This is a genomic window from Paenibacillus sp. E194, from assembly GCF_000935845.1.
GTDB classification, from domain to species: domain Bacteria; phylum Bacillota; class Bacilli; order Paenibacillales; family Paenibacillaceae; genus Paenibacillus_B; species Paenibacillus_B alvei_B.
The window spans coordinates 1-6,548 of record NZ_JMDX01000282.1; the positions used below are offsets into that span (position 1 = coordinate 1).

At 41.6% G+C, this 6,548-nt stretch carries 6 protein-coding genes and 1 pseudogene; 6 read left to right on the forward strand and 1 reads right to left on the reverse strand.

The window, feature by feature from the left end:
* On the forward strand, positions 1 to 1,961 hold a 1,961-nt coding region (locus AZ66_RS25070; RefSeq protein WP_044357378.1), incomplete at its 5' end, for an SDR family oxidoreductase.
* Between the two features lie 147 nt (positions 1,962 to 2,108).
* Here AZ66_RS25070 and AZ66_RS33925 read toward each other — a convergent pair.
* A pseudogene (locus AZ66_RS33925) lies at positions 2,109 to 2,180 on the reverse strand (IS3 family transposase); the annotation flags it as partial.
* A 186-nt stretch (positions 2,181 to 2,366) separates the two neighbouring features.
* On the opposite strand from AZ66_RS33925, the gene AZ66_RS25075 reads away from it, so the two are divergent.
* From AZ66_RS25075 to AZ66_RS25090, 5 genes are all read left to right on the forward strand, one after another.
* Complete coding sequence (locus AZ66_RS25075) at positions 2,367 to 2,813, forward strand: hypothetical protein (RefSeq protein ID WP_156160073.1); 447 nt, start codon at positions 2,367 to 2,369, stop codon at positions 2,811 to 2,813.
* A 231-nt stretch (positions 2,814 to 3,044) separates the two neighbouring features.
* Positions 3,045 to 3,446 (forward strand): hypothetical protein, encoded by a 402-nt coding sequence (locus tag AZ66_RS25080; protein ID WP_044357380.1) that lies wholly within the window; start codon positions 3,045 to 3,047, stop codon positions 3,444 to 3,446.
* Between the two features lie 123 nt (positions 3,447 to 3,569).
* Positions 3,570 to 4,301 (forward strand): DUF695 domain-containing protein, encoded by a 732-nt coding sequence (locus tag AZ66_RS25085; protein WP_044357381.1) that lies wholly within the window; start codon positions 3,570 to 3,572, stop codon positions 4,299 to 4,301.
* Between the two features lie 253 nt (positions 4,302 to 4,554).
* The gene (locus AZ66_RS31635) at positions 4,555 to 4,701 is read left to right on the forward strand and encodes a hypothetical protein (protein WP_156160074.1); all 147 of its coding nucleotides are present in this window, start codon (positions 4,555 to 4,557) and stop codon (positions 4,699 to 4,701) included.
* Between the two features lie 395 nt (positions 4,702 to 5,096).
* Complete coding sequence (locus AZ66_RS25090) at positions 5,097 to 6,491, forward strand: MATE family efflux transporter (RefSeq protein WP_044357382.1); 1,395 nt, start codon at positions 5,097 to 5,099, stop codon at positions 6,489 to 6,491.
* Positions 6,492 to 6,548: the final 57 nt, after the last annotated feature.

Sequence of the window (6,548 nt, forward strand, 5' to 3'; positions counted from 1 at the left end):
CTGGGGAGCTGTACATTGGCGGGGCAGGGGTCACTCGCGGATACTTGAATCGTCCAGAGCTGACAGAGGAGCGATTCCTTCCGGATCCTTTCAGCGGTGAGTCTGGAGCGAGAATGTACAGAACGGGAGATGCTGTAAAGTATCAGCCGGACGGCAATCTGATCTATGTAAGCAGGATCGACGACCAGGTGAAAATCAGAGGATTCCGGATTGAGCTCGGAGAGATCGAGATGGTGCTAAGTCAGTTGCCGGCGATCAAGCAAGCTGTCGTCATCGTGCGGGAAGATAGGCCAGGGGAAAAGCAACTCGCGGCGTATCTGGTCGGAGAAGGCAGCGTACAGGAATGGCGGACATACTTGAGCGAGCGATTGCCAAGCTATATGGTGCCGACGTATTTTGTGCAACTGGACAGTTTGCCGTTAACGCCGAACGGGAAAATTGATACGAAATCTCTCCCGAAAATCGACAGTACACTGCAAACACATGCAAGTTATATCGCGCCTCGTCATGCAACAGAGAGAAAACTTGTACAGATTTGGTCAAGCGTGTTAGGGATAGAGGAAATTTCAATTGGCGTACATGATTCCTTCTTTGACTTAGGCGGACACTCCATGAAGATTATGGAGACATTGGCAAAAGGGCTGGCAGAAGGATGGCATGTAACGGTTAAGGATTACTACGATCTGCAAACCATACAAAAAATCGCACAAAAAATTGACCATGGTTCTACAGATTACTTGCATTCCGATGCATCAAGGCTGAAATTTCACAAGCCTCCGAAGAAAGACATCGCTCATGCAACCTACGACCCTATCGGTAATGTATTGCTTACAGGAGTCACGGGTTACCTGGGTATACATTTACTAGCGGAGCTGCTGGATGGAACCAATAGCAAGGTATACTGTTTGATTCGGGGAAGAGACCCACGGAGTCGGTTGTTGGAACAGCTTTCCTTTTACTTCCACGACAAGTTTGAGAAGTATAAAGTTATGCTAAGCAGCCGGGTTGTTATCGTAAAGGGAGATTTGTCTGAGAAACAATTCGGCCTAAGCGATGCTGAATATGCTCAACTTGACAGTACGATCAGTAGTGTCATCCATTCTGCAGCGTTGACCAAACACTTCGGTAATTACGCTGATTTTGAAAAAGCGAATGTGACAACACTGGAAGAGCTTATATCGTTCGTAGGGCGTAATAAAAGACTGCACTATATGTCCACGATGAGCGTATCAGGTCATGTTTCATTTGGAAAAGAGCAGCGTGTATTTACCGAAGACGATTTTTACGTACAACAAAATTATGAGGATAATGTGTATGTGAAGAGTAAATTTTGGGCGGAACATGCACTATTCCAAGCGATCTCGAATGGGGTGGACGCTGCCATTTACCGGGTGGGCAATCTGACCAACCGGCACAGTGATGGGCAACATCAACATAATATCGAGGACAATGCATTTATGAGCCGCTTCAAATTTATGTTGCAACATGGGGTTGCCTCGAACCAATTGATATCAAATGAAATAGAGTTTACTCCTGTTGATGCGTGCAGCAGAGCCGTCGTTGCATTAATAAAAGCAGATGCAAGCGCTGGGGAAAACTACGTCTTCCATTTGTACAATCATCACAAAGTTGGACTTGGCGAGGTCGTGCAATTGCTACACAAGTCGGGGCATGCGATTGATTTGTTGGATGGCGCGGCGTTCCAGGATCTTATGCTTCGATTATCCCAGGATGATAAGCACATTCATGACATTCAAATGTTAATGGCAGCAGGAGAACAGCTTGAGGGAGATTATGCCATTGTCAAGCATGATTCGTTACAAACACAAATCGTCTTAAGCAAGTCCGGATTTTATTGGCCGCAAATTGATGCACTGTATGTGCAAAAAATCGTGACCTACTTGCAAAATTCCGGATACTTACCAGTGAATGAGATGAGAAGCTTGATCCAGCACGTGTAGTGCTCTGGCTGTGTAACTTGGTTTCAATCTCAATATGATTCCAGGATTGACATCTAAACTGAGCATATATTTAGCCTCGCAGCAGCTCCCTTGTGATTGGAGCCTTGCTAAACTCTCGTCAAGTAGACATCACTAAAGAAGCAGCCTTTAAGCAACCTTAGTTCGGTATTGAACCGGACTAAGGTTGTTTAGTCTCTTTGGAAAACGCTCGTTGTTATAGAACTCTTAAAACCTCTATCATTTACGTATGGCTTATTGTCTTTTCCATATAAATGCTTACAATAGGTCTTGTACCATTTGCTATTTCGAGGAACATTTTATCAACGAAATTTGTCTAAGGGAAAAATAAAAATGAAAATAACATTTCGAAAATACGAAGTAAAACTTGGAAGCAGGACATATAAGGTGTTAATTCAGATACCTGAGATTGAAGATTTGTACGTAGTTAGTACAGATGCTACAGGAGCCGTTATTTTAGGTAATGAACGTAGCCTGGAAAAGTTCGATAATATTTTAACGGTTGCTGCTACTAATAAAGATAGTATTATCTTTATACCTTCAAGAAAGAATGAGTTAACCGAATATTTACTCGATCGATGGTCAAACAAGGATAATGGGAATGACCTAGTATTATTACATCATGCGATCCAGTTCAAAAGGAATGACTGGAAGGCGATTAGAAGCTTAATTAGAAAATCTAAAACTGAGAATATAGAAGAAATCATTGTAACGAAGGATCAGGAAGGGAGTCGTAATTTAAGTAAGTACTGGTACCGGGAGCATAAAGATTATCTCGATATCAAGGAACAGTATGAGACTCTTTTTTTGATTGGTGTAAAGAAATCTTCGTAAACATATCTATTGATAGTAGAGAAGTAAGGGAAGAAGGAAGAGATTTATTTGTACGCCATCCGGGATATCATGCTCATGAACACATCGATTATTATGAAAGAAGGAAGCACAATAAAGATTATAAGGACGTTGGATGGTCTCTCTGCTTAGACTTTTATGATCGAGAACTCTGGAAAAGATGAACATCACCTAACAACTATTTACGCATCGGGCTAGAAAGGTATGAGAGAGATGGAACAAATCAAAGCTATAAAAACCGAATTGGGTGAAATTCATGGAAGAGACGCGATCTTCCTTGATGATATTCAATTCAATTATCAAAAGAATGAAGTTACATTAATTGGTGAGATAAGTGGAGGATTATGCACAGAATCAGATGATGAAGAGTTTATTAAATACGACTTGCTATTCAAGAAAGTTTATTACTTTAATATGGTTGAGTTAGATGTAAGTTTACAGATGTTTGATCATTCATATCATGAAAGTAGTAGCTTCGTAGAAATAGGTAATACAAAAATACTTAGAGATATAAAGAATGCAAGAGGTCTGGAATTAAAGCAATATGTAATATATACATATGACGAGGTTTTCGTTATCGCATGTCAAGATTTTGAATTACGTTTAAAGAAATAAAAGCAGGAAGCAACATTACACGAAAGATTGGGTATAGGTTTTGTCGTAATATATGTTTGGCTAAGCACTTGGTTCGCAAATAGTATGAAGAAGATGAGATTTCCTGAGGAGGTATAGATCGATATGTCTGATCATTGGGATATTTATTTTTGTGAGATTGAAGGTAAGTTTGCATCAGTTGTATTGGATATGGATATCTGGAAGGAGATTGAGAAATCTGAGTATCCACATCCGATGGTTTTAAGAATACGAATCAAAAACCCTGGAGAAAGCGGTACTCCAATTAATGAAGAGGCTGAATTAATCAATGACCTAGAAGATAAAATCAATGATGAAAGTGCAGGTTTTGGATTCCATGTTGGCAGGGTGACTACTGATGGGATACGGGATGTATTTTATTATTTTTCTAAACCTTACGAGCTAGAAAAAGCAGCAGAGACATATTTCTTGGAACATGGATATGAGATAGAGGTTCTTCATCTTGAAGAGGAAAATCCTTGGGATTTTTATTTTGAGTACCTTTACCCCGACAAATATCAAATTCAACATATGGGGAATCGAAAAGTTGTCGATCAGTTACGAGAGTCAGGGGATACATTTGAAGATGAGAGACAGGTAGATCATTGGGTCTATTTTCAATCTATTGAAGATAAAGAGTATTTCGATGCTAAGGTTAAACTTTTGGGATTCGAAATCGATTCAGATGCTCCTAATGACGATAAAATTTATTCTCATATCTATCGTTCTGATTACGTCGACTTCCATTCGATAAATGAAGTTACGGATACTCTTGTTGATTTAGTAGAAGAATGTAATGGCGAATATGATGGATGGGGAACTACAGTAGTTAAGTAGATTAGAGGAAGAGGCAACTTCGCCTGGCTCAAATCATAACAACAAGAGAAAGTAAAAACCCACCCCAAGGTTGCAGCCAAAAGTGGGTTCTGCACTCTTAACTGACTAAGAAGGGATTACCCATCCAAGCCAATTGTATTGACCAAGTGTTCGCAGCACTTGGTCTTTATTAATATAAAGTACCATAATCGAAAAGATGTATCAAAGGTTATTAGATTGAGAAATCAGCGGAAAGAAGAGGGGAAATAGATAGATGAAGGTAATTACACTTTGTGGCTCTACAAAATTTAAAGAACAATTTGAACAAGCAAATAGATACTTAACGCTTCAAGGGAAAATGAAATTGAGTATGCAATTGAAAATGGGAAAACGATTAGATACTTTTCTAAAAGCGAATTAGTATAACGCGATTTGCCGAAAGAACAACTTTTCGCTCAGGAGTGAATGTGCTTTCGGAATATTGGAAATATCATGCGATGCAATGACTGGGTGACCGGCGATTAGAACTCGCTGGGAGAGTATAAAAAGGAACTTTCTGTAGGAGTGATCTCGAACTCAACCGTAAAGTATGTTTCATTATGATTGGACATGATGTGAAGGCGAGTAAGAAGCCGCATCTCTGCTATATGTACATAAAAAGACTGCAAAAGCGAGTACCCTGCTCGGAAACCACGAAATATGCGTGAATAAGGCAGCACACCTCACTTTCATCTCCTCAAAAGAGTGGTATAATAGTGCGTTACTATGTAAGGTCAAGGGGATCCTTGGCACAATACACGAAGAAGAGATGATACGGTGAGTACAATTGTTCCCAGTATAAAGAGAAGAACGATCTTCCTGTTGAATAAATATTTCACAGGAGAAACGCTTGATTATAAGCAAATTATCGCGATTATTATTCCGATATTTGTGGATCAAGCTTTTATTATTTTGATGAGCCTGTTGAATACGGCCATGATCAGCTCCTCAGGGGTAGCGGCGGTTAGTGCGGTCAGTATGGTGGACTCGTTGAACATCTTCTTGGTCAACGTGTTTGTAGCTGTGGCGACGGGGGGAACCGTCATCGTCGCACAGTATAAAGGCAGGGGCAATGCGGATATGGTTTCGAAGTCAGCTGCTCAAGCCATATCGGCAGTTGCGCTGCTGTCGATCTTGATTAGTGCGGTTGTTATTATTTTTCATAACCCCACTCTAGACTTATTGTTCGGTCGTGCGGAAGCGGATGTACTGGATAACGCAAGGATCTTTTTGATCGGGAGCTGCCTCACGTACCCATTCATTGCGATTTTCCAAGCTGTGACGGGGGCGTTGCGCGGCGTGGCAGAGACGAAGGCCTGCTTGGGTCTATCGTTCATTATGAACTTGACCTACCTGTTCCTGAATATATTGTTCATTACGGTATTCGATATGGGCGTAGTCGGATTGATCATTTCCATGCTTACGGCTCGTGTACTGGGGATGGTGATATCGTTAATTTATTTGTTGAAGATCAATCAGACGTTGCAGTTCCGAATTCAGAATGCACTGAAATTGGATTTTTCGATTTTGAAAAAAATTATGATTATCGGCGTTCCATTTGCAGCGGAGCAGATGTTCTTTAACGGCGGGAAGCTGCTGACGCAGACGTTTATCGTGCAGCTCGGTACGCTTGCGATCACGGTCAATGCCATAAGCGGCTCCATATCGCTTGTGTTCCAGATCGGAGCGAATGCCTTAAGCATCGCGATCGTCACGGTCGTAGGCCAATGCATCGGACGACGCAACATTGAGGATGCGAGGAAGTTTATCAAGTCATTCCTGTGGCTGTCCTCCATCATATTCGTTATTGCGGCAGTAATTCTCATGCCTTTATTCCCTTGGATCGTGAGATTGTTCTCTCCTCCGGCAGAGATCATTCCGGAGATCTTTAAACTTACGGTGCTGATTGCGATTACCCAGCCATTCTTATGGTCGATCAGCTTTATTATGCCATCGGCTCTTCGTGCAGCGGGTGATTCCAACTTTACTTCGATTACTGCTATGCTCACGATGTGGTTGTTCCGTGTCATTCTGGGCTATGTACTCGGGATACCGCTTGGCCTTGGTATCATGGGGGTATGGATCGCAATGGTCATAGAGTGGGGGATCCGCGGCTCCGTCTTCCTCTGGCGCTTCCGCGGGGAGAAGTGGTACAGCCGGAAATTGATTTGATAGTTTCAAGACCATTACGTTAGCTCTTGAACAGAGAGAAAAGACAGCGAATTCCTT

Bases quoted from the DNA above. Each gene is read 5' to 3' on its own strand.
- AZ66_RS25080 (WP_044357380.1), top strand. From the start codon at position 3,045: ATGGAACAAATCAAAGCTATAAAAACCGAATTGGGTGAAATTCATGGA.
- AZ66_RS25085 (WP_044357381.1), top strand. From the start codon at position 3,570: ATGTCTGATCATTGGGATATTTATTTTTGTGAGATTGAAGGTAAGTTT.
- AZ66_RS31635 (WP_156160074.1), top strand. From the start codon at position 4,555: ATGAAGGTAATTACACTTTGTGGCTCTACAAAATTTAAAGAACAATTT.